Annotated in this window: 12 protein-coding genes and 1 pseudogene; 8 read left to right on the top strand and 5 right to left on the bottom strand. The window is 59.1% G+C overall.

Going from position 1 to position 15,740, the window contains the following annotated elements; all coding sequences use genetic code 11:
- Positions 1 to 605: hypothetical protein (locus LD28_RS23465; protein WP_206538768.1), on the top strand; the 605-nt coding region annotated here is incomplete at its 5' end.
- Positions 606 to 1,163: 558 nt separating this feature from the next.
- Positions 1,164 to 3,032, top strand: coding sequence for a low affinity potassium transporter Kup (kup, locus tag LD28_RS0115590; RefSeq protein ID WP_033137862.1), 1,869 nt, complete (start codon positions 1,164 to 1,166; stop codon positions 3,030 to 3,032).
- Between the two features lie 413 nt (positions 3,033 to 3,445).
- Here kup and fabB read toward each other — a convergent pair whose 3' ends face one another.
- On the bottom strand, positions 3,446 to 4,657 hold the full coding sequence (gene fabB / locus LD28_RS0115585) for a beta-ketoacyl-ACP synthase I (RefSeq protein ID WP_033137861.1): 1,212 nt from the start codon (positions 4,655 to 4,657) through the stop codon (positions 3,446 to 3,448).
- Between the two features lie 90 nt (positions 4,658 to 4,747).
- Between fabB and mnmC the strand changes: the two genes are divergently transcribed.
- A complete protein-coding gene (mnmC, locus tag LD28_RS0115580) occupies positions 4,748 to 6,766 on the top strand; it encodes a bifunctional tRNA (5-methylaminomethyl-2-thiouridine)(34)-methyltransferase MnmC2/FAD-dependent 5-carboxymethylaminomethyl-2-thiouridine(34) oxidoreductase MnmC1 (RefSeq protein WP_193354319.1) in 2,019 nt (672 codons plus the stop codon).
- Positions 6,767 to 6,861: 95 nt separating this feature from the next.
- On the opposite strand, the gene LD28_RS0115575 is transcribed toward mnmC, so the two are convergent.
- Both LD28_RS0115575 and LD28_RS0115570 read right to left on the bottom strand, forming a co-directional pair.
- Positions 6,862 to 7,458: a DUF922 domain-containing protein gene (locus LD28_RS0115575; protein WP_033137859.1), complete on the bottom strand. Its 597-nt coding sequence runs from the start codon at positions 7,456 to 7,458 to the stop codon at positions 6,862 to 6,864.
- Positions 7,459 to 7,639: 181 nt separating this feature from the next.
- On the bottom strand, positions 7,640 to 8,104 hold the full coding sequence (locus tag LD28_RS0115570) for a hypothetical protein (RefSeq protein ID WP_033137858.1): 465 nt from the start codon (positions 8,102 to 8,104) through the stop codon (positions 7,640 to 7,642).
- 195 nt (positions 8,105 to 8,299) lie between these two features.
- Between LD28_RS0115570 and dcuC the strand changes: the two genes are divergently transcribed.
- From dcuC to LD28_RS0115545, 5 genes are all read left to right on the top strand, one after another.
- Positions 8,300 to 9,652 (top strand): anaerobic C4-dicarboxylate transporter DcuC, encoded by a 1,353-nt coding sequence (gene dcuC, locus LD28_RS0115565; RefSeq protein WP_033137857.1) that lies wholly within the window; start codon positions 8,300 to 8,302, stop codon positions 9,650 to 9,652.
- A 90-nt stretch (positions 9,653 to 9,742) separates the two neighbouring features.
- Positions 9,743 to 11,389: a bifunctional metallophosphatase/5'-nucleotidase gene (locus tag LD28_RS0115560; protein WP_033137856.1), complete on the top strand. Its 1,647-nt coding sequence runs from the start codon at positions 9,743 to 9,745 to the stop codon at positions 11,387 to 11,389.
- 192 nt (positions 11,390 to 11,581) lie between these two features.
- Positions 11,582 to 13,225, top strand: a complete 1,644-nt coding sequence (locus tag LD28_RS0115555) for a hypothetical protein (protein WP_033137855.1) — start codon at positions 11,582 to 11,584, stop codon at positions 13,223 to 13,225.
- A 144-nt stretch (positions 13,226 to 13,369) separates the two neighbouring features.
- On the top strand, positions 13,370 to 13,873 hold the full coding sequence (locus LD28_RS0115550; protein ID WP_033137854.1) for a M48 family metallopeptidase: 504 nt from the start codon (positions 13,370 to 13,372) through the stop codon (positions 13,871 to 13,873).
- Between the two features lie 26 nt (positions 13,874 to 13,899).
- Entirely contained in the window at positions 13,900 to 14,763 is an 864-nt protein-coding gene (locus tag LD28_RS0115545) for a DUF2927 domain-containing protein (protein WP_033137853.1), read from the top strand.
- 175 nt (positions 14,764 to 14,938) lie between these two features.
- Here LD28_RS0115545 and LD28_RS0115540 read toward each other — a convergent pair whose 3' ends face one another.
- The gene (locus LD28_RS0115540) at positions 14,939 to 15,190 is read right to left on the bottom strand and encodes a DinI family protein (RefSeq protein WP_005333426.1); all 252 of its coding nucleotides are present in this window, start codon (positions 15,188 to 15,190) and stop codon (positions 14,939 to 14,941) included.
- A gap of 74 nt (positions 15,191 to 15,264) precedes the next feature.
- A pseudogene (locus LD28_RS0115535) lies at positions 15,265 to 15,740 on the bottom strand (DNA polymerase domain-containing protein); the annotation flags it as partial.

Raw genomic sequence — 15,740 nt, 5'->3', positions numbered from 1 at the left:
ACAGGAAAGTTAATGCTGAATTCATCCCGTTACGGTTAGAAATTGATTCATTTTTTAGTTTCGTCCGTGATCATCATGCAACACAAGATACATGGCAACATCAACCAATTGGCTGGGATGACCAACAAAAAATCAATACACGAAGTCTTATTGCTGAATGGCTGAAAATTAAATGGGAGCACTTTGAAGACCGCATAGTGCCAATTAACTATCCTCTAATCAAACAAGTTTTTGGCTCGATAGAGTCTATTCATTCAGCAACTATGAAAGATATTGTCGATACTCTGTGCGTTCTACATTCATTTCATGATCGATTTAGATTCTACAAGGGTGGGCTAGAAACACTAAAATCCGCATTTATTGAAAATAATGAAGAGAAGCGAGTGAAGAAAACGTTGAGTTACCTGTTATATGGTCCGGGGGATCCTATAGAACGAATGGCAAACTGTATTTACGACAGCGAATACAAACTAAACGAATTTGGGAAATCCAATGTCCAAGAACTGATTGGTTGGATAAACAAAGAAGAACTTCCCGTGATCAATGGAAGAACAACCAAGGTATTAAGATATTTTGGTCATAACATTCGTCAAATTAGCGAGTGATTTAAGCTAATGCTTGCATAGTTAAATTTTTCAGTTAGATTAGCAGGGTGCAATAAGTGCATTGCACCTCTTGCATTTTAAATTAGCGGTGCAATTCACTTCGTTCATTGCACCCTACCTTTTCCCTACCAAATAAAGACTCCATTGCTACCCAACACCCTCCCCTTTGTCATCTTGCCAGCAATTAATTAGTCACTATTTTATCGTCTGTTTTTCACTCAGTGCGGTAAAAAATAGTGGCCAAACCGCTTCCCAAGATAAAACAAACGGTTGTCGGCTTCGTCTTGATATATTTCAATCGCCGGATAATTAATAATCTTACTCAAATTGAACTTTTGATTATTTATAACTGAGCATAGACCCGCAGAGTGTGTGTCATTATAAGCTTAATGACAGATGAACAGACTGTGTTCCATGACAAGCAGATCACTATTCGGTTAGCGCCCTTTCCCATCGCAATCCATTAATTCTCTCCCGATTAAATATCACGACTTTCCTGATAGGTCGGGCACCTGTGCGTTGGCAAACGTGTAAACATCAAACTGACAAGATGAACTCATGAACTGTGATAAACAACAAGCCACCCCCGGCGTGATGCTGGCGGCGATTGGCGTGGTCTATGGCGATATCGGCACCAGCCCGCTCTACACCCTGCGCGAGTGCCTGTCAGGGCAATTCGGGTTTGGCGTTGAACCCGCCTCCATTCTCGGTTTTCTTTCGCTGATCTTCTGGCTGCTGATCCTGGTGGTGTCGGTCAAGTACCTCTCTTTTGTGATGCGGGCCGACAACGCCGGTGAAGGGGGCATTCTCACCCTGATGTCGCTGGCGACCCGCAACGCCTCCCCCCGCTGGACGCCGCTGCTGATCATCCTCGGGCTGATTGGCGGCAGCTTCTTCTATGGCGAGGTGGTGATCACCCCGGCGATGTCGGTGATGTCGGCCATCGAGGGCCTGAGCCTGATGGCGCCGACGCTGGACCCTTATATTGTGCCGCTCTCGGTGCTGGTGCTGACCCTGCTGTTTGCCATCCAGAAACATGGCACCGCCATGGTGGGCAAGCTGTTTGCCCCCATCATGCTGATCTGGTTTATGACGCTGGCGGTGCTGGGACTGCGCGGCATCATCCATAACCCCGAGGTGCTGGGTGCGCTCAACCCCATCTGGGCGGTGCGCTTCTTTATCCAGTACCAGACCACCTCCTTCTTTGCCCTCGGCGCCGTGGTGCTGGCCATCACCGGGGTAGAGGCGCTCTACGCGGATATGGGCCACTTTGGCAAAAATCCCATTCGCCTCGCCTGGTTTATCGTGGTGTTGCCCTCCCTGGTGCTCAACTACTTCGGTCAGGGTGCGCTGCTGCTGAGTAACCCCGCCGCCATTGCCAACCCCTTCTTCCTGCTCGCGCCGAAATGGGCGCTGGTGCCGCTGCTGCTGCTGGCAACCATGGCGACGGTGATCGCCTCGCAGGCGGTGATCTCCGGGGTCTTTTCGCTGACCCGGCAGGCTGTGCGCCTCGGTTATCTCTCCCCCATTCGCATCGTTCACACCTCCGAGCAGGAGTCCGGCCAGATCTATATTCCGGTCATCAACTGGATGCTCTATATCTCGGTGGTGATCGTCATCATGAGCTTCGAGCACTCCAGCAATCTGGCGGCCGCTTATGGCATCGCGGTGACCGGCACCATGGTGCTCACCTCGATCCTCTCCTGCTCGGTGGCCAAGAACAGCTGGCACTGGAACAAGTATCTGGTGGCCGCGCTGTTCGCCGCGCTGCTGGCAATCGACGTGCCGCTCTTTGCCGCCAACCTCGCCAAGATCTTCTCCGGCGGCTGGCTGCCGCTCACCCTGGGGGCGGTGATGTTCACCGTGATGACCAGCTGGAAGAGCGAGCGTTTCCAGCTTATTCGCCGCCTGAACGAGCACGGCAACTCCCTTGAGCCGATGATCGCCTCGCTGGAAAAATCCCCGCCGACCCGGGTGGCCGGCACCGCCGTCTATATGTCGCGGGTGGTCAATGTGATCCCCCACGCGCTCTTGCACAACCTCAAACACAACAAGGTGCTGCACGAGCGGATCATCCTGCTCACCCTGCGGGTGGAGGATGTGCCCTACGTTCACAATGTGCGGCGGGTCTGTATCGAGCAGCTATCCCCCACCTTCTGGCGGGTGGTGGCCAGCTACGGCTGGCGCGAGACTCCGAACGTAGAGGAGATCTTCCACCGCTGCAACGCCGAGGGGCTCAGCTGCCGGATGATGGAGACCTCGTTCTTTATGGCCCACGAGTCGCTGATCATGAAGGAGCGCCCCTGGTATCTCTATCTGCGCGGCAAACTCTTTATGCTGCTGCAGCGCAACGCCCTGCGCGCCCCGGATCAGTTCGAGATCCCGCCCAACCGGGTGATTGAGCTCGGCTCGCAAGTGGATATCTAAAAAGCAGGTGAATATCTGAGGAGATGCAATAGGTGAACCGCGCCGGACGCCTGCCACCGCGCAGCGAGCAGGCGCGGTTCCCTAAAGAGGGCATCAACTTGCAACGCGATAGACAAAGCGGGGGGAGGTGTTGCTGGCTGTATCAAACGCGCTTTCTGCCTGCGTGATTCACAAGAGTAATTGGCGGATAGAGTACGTGGCCTGGCTTGCTCCCCTGCTTCCTCTATTCGCCAGCTAACTGCCTGCAGCAAGGTGCCAGTCTGAGCCGTGGATCAATTCCGCATGGCATGGCACGGACCACCCGGCCGCCAACGCGCCGCCCTATCCCACGATGCTGCTGATCTGACGCTGGGATGGCCGATCCCGGAGACAAAAAAAGCGCCCTGAGGCGCTTTTTTCATATCAGCCGGATATCAGCCTTTGAACTTGCTGAACACCAGAGAGGCGTTGGTACCGCCAAAGCCGAAGCTGTTGGACATGACGGTATTGAGATCAGCCGCTTCGTACTCACGTACGATGGGCAGACCTTCAGCCTTCTCGTCCAGAGTCTCGATGTTGATGCTGGGGGCGATAAAGCCGTGTTCCATCATCAGCAGGGAGTAGACAGCCTCATGCACGCCTGCAGCGCCCAGCGCATGGCCGGTCATCGCCTTGGTGGCGGAGATCTTGGGACCGTTGGTGCCAAACAGAGTCTGGATAGCTTCCAGCTCTTTGGTATCACCTACCGGGGTAGAGGTGCCGTGGGTGTTGATGTAATCAACCTTGCCCACACCTTGCATCGCCATCTTCATGCAACGCACCGCGCCTTCACCACTCGGGGCAACCATGTCGTAGCCATCGGAGGTGGCACCGTAACCGGTCAGCTCGGCATAGATGTGAGCACCACGGGCAAGCGCATGTTCCAGCTCTTCGATCACCAGGATGCCGCCGCCACCGGAGATGACGAAACCGTCGCGGTTCGCATCATAGGTACGGGACGCTTTTTCCGGCGTGTCATTGTACTTGGTGGAGAGGGCGCCCATGGCGTCGAACTGGATGGTAGAGGACCAGTCCAGCTCTTCACCGCCACCGGCGAAGACCACATCCTGTTTGCCAAGCTGGATCAGCTCCATGGCGTGGCCAATGCAGTGAGCAGAGGTGGCGCAGGCAGAGCTGATGGAGTAGTTGACACCCTTGATCTGGAACGGCGTCGCCAGGCAGGCAGAGGTGGTGGAAGACATGGTGCGCGGCACCATGTAAGGGCCCACACGCTTGACCCCTTTCTCACGGGCGATGTCCACAGATTCCGAGGTGTTCTTGCCGGAGGCACCACCTGAACCGACCACCAGGCCGGTACGCTCGTTGGAGACCTGCTCTTCAGGCAGACCGGCATCTTCAATGGCCTGCTGCATGGAGAGGTAGGCGTAGGCCGCAGCGTCACCCATGAAACGCATGACTTTACGGTCGATCAGTTCTGACGGCTCGAGTTTGATGTTACCCCAGACACGGCTGCGCAGGTTGTGTTGCTCGAACTGCTCGGAATAGGTGATGCCGGATTTACCTGCTTTCAGGGAGGCCAGCACTTCTTCCTTGTTGTTGCCGATACTGGAGATGACGCCGATACCGGTGATCACTGCTCTTCTCATTAATTCATCTCGTCTGGAAAAACTGGCGCCAAGTCTACCCGCTTTCGGCTGCCAAACTGGTCTGCTTTCACGTAGAATGCCCGCGATTTTGTGACGCGAGCCGAGGAAAACGTGAGTCAAACATCCTTACATCATGCCCGATTGGACTGGAATGAAGCGGGAACTCCTGTCTCCAGTGACTTCGGGGATGTGTACTTTTCCAATGATAACGGTCTAAGTGAAACCCGCTACGTCTTTTTGCAGCAAAACCGGCTACCTGCGCGATTTTCGCACCACGATAGTGACAGTTTCGTGATAGGTGAAACAGGTTTCGGCACAGGCCTTAACTTTCTGGCGACAATGCAAGCCTTCCTGGCACAGGCGCCCCAATCCGGCAACGGCTCCCGTCTGCACTTCATCAGTTTCGAGAAATACCCCCTGACCCAGGACGATCTGCGCAAGGCGCTGGCCGCCTGGCCAGAGCTTGGCCACTTGAGCCAGGATCTCATCACCCAGTGGCCGCTACCGGTACCCGGCTGCCACCGCCTGCACTTTGCAGGCGGCCGTATCCGCCTCGATCTCTGGTTTGGCGACATCAAGGATACGCTGCCGCAAGTACCGCACGGCGCAGCGGGCCTGGTCGATGCCTGGTATCTGGATGGTTTTGCGCCAGCCAAGAACCCCGAGATGTGGACGCAGGATCTGTTCGACGGTCTGGCCCGTCTCGCTCGCGAGAAGGCGACCATCTCCACCTTTACCTGCGCCGGATTTGTGCGCCGCGGGCTGATCGCGTCCGGCTTTGCCATGAAAAAAACCAAGGGCCACGGCACCAAGTGGTCCATGTTGATCGGCGAGCGCAACGACAAGCTCCCCGCGCAGACGATCGCCAACCATTATGCCCGTCCGGTTGGCCAGGATGGCGAGATTGTGATCATCGGCGGTGGCGTCGCCTCGGCCATGACCGCACTGTCGCTGGTGGAGCGGGGCCGCAAGGTGACCCTGTTGTGCGAAGATGGCGAACCGGCTACCGGCGCCTCCGGCAACCGCCAGGGGGCGCTCTATCCGCTGCTCAATGGTGAGCACGATGCGCTGTCGCGCTTCTATTCGCTGGCCTTTGGCTATGCCCGCCAACGGCTGCTGGCGCTGGCCGAGCGCCATCCCATCGCGTTCGAATTGTGCGGTGTGGTGCAACTGGGCTATGACGACAAATCCCGCGCCAAGCTGACCAAGATGGGTCAGGGCCCCTTCCCGCCCGCGCTGATGCAGCCCCTTGGCGCCGCAGAGACCGAAGCGGTATCTGGCCTGCCCAGTGGCCATGAGGGGGTCGGCTACCCGCTGGGGGGCTGGCTCTGTCCGGCTGATCTCACCCGCGCAGCCCTGAAAGAGGCGCAGGCCAGCGGTCTGCTGCAGGTGGAGTACCACACCCAAGTGAGCGCCATTGCCGAGCAGGCCGATGGCTGGCAAATAGAAAGCAGGGATGGCCGCCTCTGGCAGGCCCCCAATCTGGTGGTCGCCGCCGGTCACCAGTTGCCTGCACTGATCCCCTTTGCCGAACTGCCGCTCTATCCGGTACGCGGTCAGGTGAGTCATGTACCGACCACGACCAGCTTGCGTCAGCTCAAGAGCGTACTCTGCTACGATGGCTACCTCACACCGATGCACAACGAACAGCACTGCATCGGCGCCAGTTATGGCCGCAACCAGAGCAGCCTTGAGTTTCGTGCCGATGAGCAGGTGCAGAATCAGGGACGGCTGCAAGCCTGTCTGCCTGATCAGCACTGGCCCGCCGAGGTGGATGTGAGTGGCAACGAGGCGCGCGTGGGGGTGCGTTGTGCCAGTCGGGATCACCTGCCGGTGGTGGGGCCAATCGCCAGATTGCATGGTCTGGCGGATCACTATGCGCAGTTGCAGCAGGATCAGCACAATGCCAAACCGCTGCCCCTTCACCCCGGCCTCTATGTGCTGGGGGCACTCGGCTCGCGGGGACTTTGCTCGGCGCCGCTCTGTGGCGAGCTGCTCGCCAGCGAGATCTGCGGCGATCCCCTGCCGCTGGCCGCCGATCTGCTGGAAGCGCTCCACCCTGCCCGTTACTGGGTGCGCAAACTGCTCAAAGGCAAAGCGCTGGTCTAAACCGGACTCTGCAAGCAAATAGAATGGCCGCCCGATGGGCGGCCATTCTATTTATCAAATCTTGCGATGCAGGATATTGCGACTTTATATAGCGTTCACTTTGGCCAGTGTACCCCGAGTTGCTCACCGTAACCCGTCTGACGCTGGAAATCATCGAGCCGCCCCTTGACCTTGTTCAGCTCGCCACTGCCCGCCGCCCAGGCGGCATAACGTAGCGCCTGACAATCGCTGTGACCGGGTAGCGCCGCAATCGCACCGCCCACCTGGTTGGCACCCTGCAACACCATCGACTTGAAGCGGGATTCGTAGTCAAACATGCTGGAGAGCAGTCGTCCCCAACGCTGACGGGCAGGCTCGTTACTGTTCGCGCTCTGACGCCAGCGGGGCAGCAACACGGTGGCATTGGTGGTCACCGTCACCCGGTTAAGCTGGCAGATACCTTGCAATTGCTCGGTATCAAGCTGCCAATCCACCTGATAACTCGCCTTGCCAAGCACGGGCTTGCCATTCACCTTGGGGGCATGTTGACCAATGGCCTTGGCAAGCTGATCCGGGCTGGCTGCATTCACTTCATAAAAACGGACATTGATGCGGGACTCTGGCACCACTTGCGGCCGACTTGGCTGCGCCTGACTCATCAGGGGCAGCAGCAACAGTCCGGCCCCCACCACTCCATAGAACTTGCTGACCATGCCAGACTACCTTCCTTGATTGCACGGGCGGAGTACCAACCTCGGGAAACCCATCGCCACACAGATAACGCCTATAGCCTATGTGTGACCGTGATGTGGCGCAATACAATGATGGCTCAGAAATCAGAGCCCGCTCACAGGTTCCGTGAGCAGAGTATGGCACAAGGCCGATACTGTATTTTTATTGAGCATGACGACTGATGCGCTGCCAGTCGAGATGGTAGTTTTTCACATTAATGTCGTGACCATCTATCTGAATAAAATGATCATTTTTAAGCCGGTTGGCAAAAAAGTCCTGATCTGCCCCCTCCTTGAGCCACAGCTCGCAAAGACCCCGTTTTCCCTCTTTGGCATAAAACCGGGGGGTGGCCAGCAACACGACCCCATCCACCCGGATGGCGTGACGGGCCAGGCAGTTTGCTGCGGTGGTTTTGGATGCCAGCGCGGCAAAACGGGGGGTATTCCCCTCGGCGACCACCAGCACGCCGTAAGAGTGGGGCGCCATGAGACGCCGCATGGCGACCGCCTGATGAGGGCCAGTTTGATGAAAACCGTCATTGGTCACCGCAAACACGCAAGTAGGCGAAAATAGCAGCACAAGCAGGAAAAAGCAGCGTTTAACGCCTATAAAATCACCAATCGCCATATAAAAGTCTCAAAAGACAACCAAGGATGGCAAGGGTAGGTAGCCAAACCCACTGGGTAAAGTGCCTTTACCTTTCTTTAATTCTGTTCACGGGGTTAAACGTTGATTTAGCTCACACAACATCCGGTTTCCAGTCGCCAGCCTACCCCTATAGGAATAGACTCCCTCCACTCTCATCCAATCAGAAGGCAACGTATGCTGGAACTCATCGTTGGCACTCTGGTCACCCTGGTGGTGGGCCGTGCCATTTTCAAAGGATACTCCGCGACCGGGGTGCTGCTGAGCGGCGGCTTGCTGCTGCTGGTCGTCACCGCCATGATGGGCAAGCCGGTGCTGCCGAGCAAGGTAGTCAGTACCGGTTACATCGCGACCGATATCTTCGAATACATCCGCTTCCTGCTCAATGACCGTGGCGGTGGACTGGGGATGCTGATCATGGTGCTGTGCGGCTTCGCCGGCTACATGAGCCATATCGGCGCCAACACCATTCTGGTCAAGCTGGCCAGCAAACCGCTGGGCATCATCAAGTCCCCCTACATCCTGCTGGTTGCCGCCTATCTGGTTGCCTGCGCCATGTCGCTGGCGGTGAGCTCCGCCACTGGCCTCGGTGTGCTGTTGATGGCCACCCTGTTCCCGCTGATGGTCAATATGGGGATCTCCCGTGGTGCCGCCGCCGCCGTGTGCGCCTCGCCCGCCGCCATCATTCTGGCACCGACCTCCGGTGACGTGGTGATGGCCGCTCAGGCCGCCAACATGCCGCTGCTGGACTTTGCCTTCAAGCTGACCCTGCCCATCTCGCTGGTAGCCATCGCCTGCATGGCGGTGACCCACTTCTTCTGGCAGCGCTACCTTGATCAGAAGTCCGGTGAGCACAATGAGCCGGTCGCCCCGGGTGATCTGCTGACCACCGCGCCCGCGTTCTACGCCATCCTGCCATTCACCCCCATCATCGGGGTGCTGGTATTTGACGGCAAATGGGGCCCGCAGCTGGATATCGTCACCATCATAGTGATGTGCATGGTGCTGGCCAGCCTGCTGGAACTCATCCGTATCCGCAATGGCAAGGAGCTGCTGGACGGCCTGCAGGTCTGCTGGCGCAACATGGCTGACGCCTTTGCTGGCGTCGTCATGCTGCTGGTCGGTGCCGGTGTCTTCGCCCAGGGTCTGATGACCATCGGCTTTATCGACACCCTGCTGACCCACGCGCAGGATCTCGGCTCGGGCGGCATGATCATGATGCTGTCACTGGTGGTGATCACCACCCTGGCCGCCTTCACCACCGGCTCGGGCAATGCCCCCTTCTACGCCTTCGTGGAGCTGATCCCCAACCTGGCCACCAGCCTTGGCATCAACCCTGCCTATCTGGTGATCCCCATGCTGCAAGCCTCCAACCTGGGTCGCACCATTTCGCCGGTCTCCGGGGTGGTGGTCGCCTGTGCGGGGATGGGCAAGCTCTCGCCGTTCGAGGTGGTCAAGCGTACCTCCCTGCCGGTGGGCGTCGGCCTGCTGGTGGTGATCATCGCCACCCAGATCATGGTGCCCGCCTGATCTTTCGCCAGCCCGGCACCTGCCGGGCTGGTATCCTCCCCCCCCTTTGCAGTAGACTCGGTGCTCATTTTCCCCCTAAGGAGGACCGAGATGAGTATTACGGTTCAACTTGCCCATTTCAGTGATTGCCACTCCCACTTCGATGGCGCGCCCATGAGCTTCTCCCCTGTCGGTGAAGCCCAGTGGCGCACCCAGTGCGGCGGTTATGCCCGGATCCTGTCCCGACTGACCCAACTGCGTGCCCAAGCCGCAGCGGCTGGCCAGAGCTTTCTGTTTCTGCACGGTGGTGACTCCTTTCAGGGCTCTCTCTATTTCAACCGCTTCAAAGGTCGCGCCAACGCCGACCTGCTCGCCATGCTGGCCCCCGATGCCATGGTGCTCGGCAACCACGAGTTCGATCTGGGCAACGGCCCGCTGGTGGAGTTCTTGCGCCAGCTCGATTTTCCGGTGCTGGCCGCCAACCTGGACAACAGCCAGGAGCCAGCCGACACGCCGCTTGGGCTGTGGGATATCCCCCACCTCTACGACGCACATCAACCCTGGCATCGCCGGGTGATCGACGGGGTTCCCTTTGCGCTGCTCGGCATCACCCTCGCCCAGATGGCAGCCATCGCCAATCCGGATCCCCACACCCGTTTCCACGCGGTAGCCGACACCCTCACCCGGCTGCTGCGGGAGATCAAGCGCGAAGGGATCCAGCATATCGTGCTGCTCAGCCACCTCGGGCTGGATCAGGACAAGCTGCTGGCCGAGCGCTTCCCCGAACTCAGCCTCATCATCGGCGGCCACACTCACAGCCTGCTGGGGGATCTCGCGCCGCTGGGTCTGCCAAGCGAAGGCTGCTATCCCCTGATGAACAACGGGGTGGCTATCCTGCACGCGGGCCACAGCGCCCTCTGCCTCGGTGTCTGCGCGCTCACCTTCGATGAGGCGGGTCGCGTCGTGCAAAGTGAGGGGCAGCTGGAGTGGCTCCCCTGGCAGCCCTGGCCGTTCGCCTCCACCCCGCCCGCCGGGCTCACCTTCTGCGAGCCGGATCCACAGCTTGAACAACATCTGGCCAAACGCTACCGGCCTGAGATCGAGACCATGAGCCAGCGCATCGTCACCCGGCTGGCGGCGCCGTTGCCCCATCAGCGGCTGCCGGATGCCACCCTGCCCCACGGCAGCCAACTCGCCCCGCTGGTAGCCCGTGCCATGCTGACCGCCGCCCGCGAGCAGGTGGGTGAGGTGGACTTTGCCCTGCACAACGCCGGTGGCGTGCGCTGCTCGCTGGAGCCGGGCCCCTTGAGCGAAGCGGATATTGCCGGTCGCCTGCTCCCCTTTGCCATTCCACTAACCCTCTATCGGGTGCATGGTCACGAGCTGGCGGAGGCGCTGGAGAATGCCATCGACAACGCCACCAACAACGGCGTGATCGGCAATGGCAACGGCAGCTTCCCCTATACCGCGGGGGTGCGATTCACCTATCAGGCCAATCTGCCCAAGGGTCAGCGCATCACCCGGCTGGAGTGGGAACCCACCCCCGGCCAGTGGCAAGCGGTCAATGCCGAGCAGATCTATCGCGGGGTATCCAGTGCCTATACCGCCTCCGGCAAGGAGGGTTATACCGCACTGGCGCGTACCCTGACCCAGCACAATCAGGAGCTCGGCATCACCCTGGCCGACGCCTTTATTCGCTGGGCCCGCCATCTGCCCGCGCTGGAAGCGCAGCCGCCCCTGATTGAGTACATCAATTGAGGTTGAGGGGGGGATGGCTGTTGCCACATCCCCCCTGACGGCCAATATTGCCGCAGCCAGCGCCCGGTTCCCTGCAAGAACCGGGCTTTTTCGAGAATATTTGCCCCACACGGGCCCGCCCCATTGCATCGCACTCACTAGCTCGGCAAGATAGGCCCGCTTTCAAGACCAGCTGCAGGAACAGGCGACTTCATGAATCACTCCATCCGTTTCACCCCTCCTCGCGTCAACCCGGGCATCAAGCCAGCCATCGTGCTGCTGACCGCCCTGCTGGCGCTGCTCTTCTGTCTGCGCAACCCGCTCTTCCATGCCATGGCGCCGGGCTTTGATGCCTCGCTGTTCGCGGTGATGGGCAAGATGTGGAGCGAAGGGGGGGTGCTCTATCGCGACATGATCGACATCAAGGGGCCGATGATCTTCGCCCTCGACGCGCTGGGCTATGGTCTGGGTGGTTTTGTCGGGATCTGGGCGCTGGAGTGGGTACTCTGCTGGCTCGGACTGCTGGCCAGCTGGCAGGCCTTTGCCCAGCTTGGCCTCTCGTTCAAGGCGCGCCTTGGCGCCATGCTGGCGGTGCTGGCCCTCTACGGCACCCGTTACTACTACGGCAACATGACCGAGGACTGGACCTTCCACCTCGCCCTCATCGCCCAGTGGGCCTTTATCACCCTGCTGCTGGACAAGGGATTTCGCTGGTGGCCCGCGCTGGTGGCGGCCCTCACCTTCGCCATCGTCGCCTGGATGCGCACCAACAACGGCGCCTTCTGGGGTGCCTGGTATCTGGTGCTGTTCTGCCACTGGTGTCTGCACGAGAAGTGGCGTGACGCCATCTTGCTGCTCATCTCCAGCCTGCTGGGGCTGGCGCTGATTGGTGGCCCGCTTTATGCCTACTTCCAGCAGCATGATATGCTGGCGGCCTTCAAATACTACGCCTTCGACATCTTCTTCGAAGGGAGCTACGGCAACGGCTTCTCCCCCATGGTGGGCGCCGTCGGCCTGCTGCGCACCGGCCTCATCATGCTGCTGCCCGCCTTCATTATTCTGATGCTGAGCCGTCGTCAGGAGTGGTATCTGCCCGCCCTGCTGGCGACCCTGTTTGGGGTGCTGTTTACCCTGATCGCCAACTCGGTCTCCGGCCATGTGTTCGATCACTACGACGTGCTCTATCTGCAACTGGCGGTGCTACCGCTGGCGGTACTGCTGGATCGCAGCGAACAGCAGGCAGATGCCATCGGCCTGCTCTGCATCTCGCTGGTCGTGCTCACCGCCAGCTGGCTGCTGGCCCAGCAGCTTGCCTTTGGCTGGAGCACCAAGGAGTGGTCCCTCGAGCGGGTCAACGAGGTGCTCGGCACCAGCCTGCTCTGGGCGCTGCCGGTGCTGATCCTCATCCCCCTCTGGCGCGCCTGGGATGTGCGCAGTGCCACCCCCTGGCTGGCGACGCTGGCCATGCTGCTGCTGATGATCAACAACGCCTGGGAAGGGACCCTCAAGGGGCGCCCCTTCAATCCGGCCGCGCAGGTACGGATCGATCGCATCAAGGCCGAGACCAGCCCGAGCGACAAGATCTGGGTCGATGGCATCCAGCCGCAATATTATCTCTGGACCGATCGCCAGCCGGCATCCGCCTACCTCTTCTTTGCCAACGTCAATCCGCCCTATGATGTGCGCGAGCGGGTGCTGGCCGATATCCAGCGTCAGAATCCGAAGTTCATCATCGCCAAGCCGGATCGGGTGAGCGAGGAGCTGAAAAAGCCCAGCTCCCCCTCCCATCTCGCCTTCTATCAATACCTGACCAGCCACTACGAAGAGGTGGATCCGGGTCTCTATCGCCGACGCTGATCACCCATCGCCCCCACAGGGCGGCCATTGTTGCAATGGCCGCCCTTTTTATTGCGCCAGAGCGCCTGGCAGCAGCGGTCCACAGTAGGCAAGCCCGCCCGAGATAACTACAATGACGCTCTTTTTGATGTGACGAGTGACACCATGGCGGAACTGACTTATCTGGGCGGCTATCCCGACCCCCTCAAGGCACAGGTACAGCAGCTGATTGCAGCAGGCAAGCTGGGGGAGATGCTGGCCAAGCGCTATCCGGAGAGCCACCAGATCCAGAGTGACAAGGCGTTGCTCGCCTACACCATGGAGCTGAAGAACCGCTACCTCAAGAGCTCTGCCCCCCTGTCAAAGGTGGTGTTCGATGGCAAAATCAACGTCATCAAGGATGCCCTCGGCCTGCACACCTATGTCAGCCGGGTACAGGGCAGCAAGCTCAAGGCCAAGAACGAGATCCGCATCGCTGCCCTGTTCAAGGAGGCGCCGCCCCCGTTTCTGAAAATGATCGTGGTGCACGAGCTGGCCCATATCAAAGAGAAGGATCACAACAAGAGCTTCTACCAGCTCTGCCAGCACATGGAGCCCGACTATCATCAACTGGAGTTTGATCTCAGGCTCTGGCTCACCTGGCGCGATATCGACAAGGCCAGCCGCTAGGCTGACACCCGTTTCAAGGAGGAAACATGTCATTTGCCGCTGTCCCCATTAGCGCCACGCGCTTTATTGCCAATGTGATCATTGCCAACTTGAGCCGCGCAGCCCGCTCCCGGCGCGTGTCACGCGGGCTGTGTGCCCTGCTGCTTCTGCTCGCGGGGCACAGCGCCCACGCCAGCGAGCGCTGGCAGAGCGACAGCTATCTCACCGAGAGTTTTATGGCCATCGCCATGGAGCGGGAGTATCACGAGACAGCCCATCCCCGCTTCACCCGCTGGCAGCAGCCGATCCGGCTGCAACTTATCAACGAATTTGGCGACAAGCCGCTGCAGGCGGAGGTGGTGAAGGTGCAGGCGGCCCATCTGGCTCGCATCACCGGCCACCCCATCAGCATGGTAACCAGCAAACCCAACCTCACCCTGATCATGACCGACTACCAGCGGATGAAGAGCTGGGCCAAGCGCACCATGGGCAATACCTCTTCGGTCAATGCCGCGCTCAAGGAGGGGCTCTGTATCGGCCACTTTGCCACCAACAAACAGCACGAGATCAGCAGTGCCACCATCATCATTCCGGTGGATTACAGCCGGGCCAAGGGGCGCTTTCTCGACTGCGTGGTGGAGGAGTTTACCCAGGTGATGGGGCTGCCCAACGACTCCGACAAGGTGTTCCCCTCCATCTTCAACGACAACAGCGTCGACAGTTTTCTGACCGGTCTCGACTATGTGCTGCTCAAGATGGCCTATCACCCGACCCTCAAGGCTGGGATGAGCAGTGACGAGGTGCGCGCAGCCCTCCCCCTCGCCCTCAAAGAGTTGCGAGCCAAGGGTGAGATCACGCAGGCAGATCAACGGGTACAGCAGCAGAGCCTGAAAAGCTGGGCGGGACTGTAACGGGCGCAGATCCACCCAGAGCCAGATAAATCACCGCTCGCCAGGGTTAGCCACAGTTAGCCACCAACAAAAAACGCAGCCAGCTGGCTGCGTTTTTCATTACTCGGACATGGGCGGGTCTGAGTGGGATTGCTGTTTACCCTTTATCGCTCACCCGATCGTTCGACCATCGGGATCAGGAGGCGACGTTCTCTTCCGGCATCCAGCTCTCGGCGTTCTCCCACACCTCCTGCACCATGGCTTCGGCCAGCTCTTTGTCTTCCTTGCTGGCACGGCTGACGGTCAGGGCCATGGCACTGCCCGGCGCGACCCGCACATGGATGTCGGGGAATTTTTCGCCAAGCTGCTTGAGCAGCTCCTGACGCAGCGCCTCCATGGTCGAGGTCGGGATCTGATGTTTTCTGTCGATGATGATTTCAAGACGCATAGGAAACTTCTCCATGATTTATAACTGTATTTTTATCCAGTATTCATGGGAAGTAAAGTGCCATCTTGCACCAATCAGAAAAGATCCAGCTGCTGACCGCAGATCCGATCGAACGATTCGCCGATAAAGGGCAGGATGGCGTCGGCAATGGGCCGCAACTGCTTGTCGATATAGTGTTCGTAATCGATGGCGCTGCGCCGGTACTCCAGCGGCTCGGGGCCATTAAGAGTCATCAGGTAGGCGATGGAGCCCCTGTGCTGGTAGCGCTGGGGCAGGCCGCGGCGCAGGTTCTCCTCATCCGCCAGCCGCGCAGCCCGCACATGAGGCGGCACATTCTTCTGATACTCTTCGAGCTTCTGGCGCAGCCGTTTGCGGTAGATAAGCAGATCGTCGTGACGACCGGCGCGGGTCTCATCCACCATGGTGCGCACATAGCCGCTGGGATCTTCATCGTGAAACACCAGCTCGTAGAGGCGGGTCTGGAATTGCTTGGCCAGCATGGTCCAGTCGGTGCGCACCGATTCGAGCCCCTTGAACACCAGTTGCTCTG

The organism is Aeromonas finlandensis, assembly GCF_000764645.1.
In the GTDB taxonomy this organism is placed as follows: Bacteria; Pseudomonadota; Gammaproteobacteria; order Enterobacterales; family Aeromonadaceae; genus Aeromonas; species Aeromonas finlandensis.
The sequence above is the reverse complement of the archived record's forward strand: the minus strand, read 5'-3'. Positions and strand labels throughout refer to the sequence as shown.

Bases quoted from the DNA above. Each gene is read 5' to 3' on its own strand.
- LD28_RS0115570 (WP_033137858.1), bottom strand. From the start codon at position 8,104: ATGGCGATTGGTGATTTTATAGGCGTTAAACGCTGCTTTTTCCTGCTT.
- LD28_RS0115545 (WP_033137853.1), top strand. From the start codon at position 13,900: ATGTCATTTGCCGCTGTCCCCATTAGCGCCACGCGCTTTATTGCCAAT.
- fabB (WP_033137861.1), bottom strand. From the start codon at position 4,657: ATGAGAAGAGCAGTGATCACCGGTATCGGCGTCATCTCCAGTATCGGC.
- LD28_RS0115575 (WP_033137859.1), bottom strand. From the start codon at position 7,458: ATGGTCAGCAAGTTCTATGGAGTGGTGGGGGCCGGACTGTTGCTGCTG.
- kup (WP_033137862.1), top strand. From the start codon at position 1,164: ATGAACTGTGATAAACAACAAGCCACCCCCGGCGTGATGCTGGCGGCG.
- LD28_RS0115550 (WP_033137854.1), top strand. From the start codon at position 13,370: ATGGCGGAACTGACTTATCTGGGCGGCTATCCCGACCCCCTCAAGGCA.
- LD28_RS0115555 (WP_033137855.1), top strand. From the start codon at position 11,582: ATGAATCACTCCATCCGTTTCACCCCTCCTCGCGTCAACCCGGGCATC.
- LD28_RS0115540 (WP_005333426.1), bottom strand. From the start codon at position 15,190: ATGCGTCTTGAAATCATCATCGACAGAAAACATCAGATCCCGACCTCG.
- LD28_RS0115560 (WP_033137856.1), top strand. From the start codon at position 9,743: ATGAGTATTACGGTTCAACTTGCCCATTTCAGTGATTGCCACTCCCAC.
- dcuC (WP_033137857.1), top strand. From the start codon at position 8,300: ATGCTGGAACTCATCGTTGGCACTCTGGTCACCCTGGTGGTGGGCCGT.